Origin of the sequence: Pelotalea chapellei (assembly GCF_018531195.1) — a bacterium.
In the GTDB taxonomy this organism is placed as follows: Bacteria; Desulfobacterota; Desulfuromonadia; order Geobacterales; family Pseudopelobacteraceae; genus Pelotalea; species Pelotalea chapellei.
Genome location: NZ_JAHDYS010000056.1, coordinates 1 through 224, shown reverse-complemented (window position 1 = coordinate 224; position 224 = coordinate 1). Strand labels below are relative to the sequence as shown.

Genomic DNA, 224 nt, shown 5'->3' with positions numbered 1-224 from the left:
TTTCAATTAAATCAGCCAGTAAGACCCAAAAAACCGGGAAGGCCACAAAAAACTGGGAAGTGTCCCTAGTTTCTACTGTCTTTTTCGATGACGAAGATCGGCAGATGTATTTAAAATTGCTATCAGGATACGCACAAAGATATCACTTATCCATTTGGGCCTATTGTCTGATGGACAACCATATCCATATTCTTGCAGTGCCGGAAACGGAAACAGCTTTGTCG

Annotated in this window: 1 protein-coding gene; it reads left to right on the top strand. The window is 41.5% G+C overall.

Annotation, left to right across the window (positions count from 1 at the left end):
- Positions 1-59: 59 nt before the first annotated feature.
- Positions 60-224: transposase (locus tag KJB30_RS18585; protein ID WP_367619016.1), on the top strand; the 165-nt coding region annotated here is incomplete at its 3' end.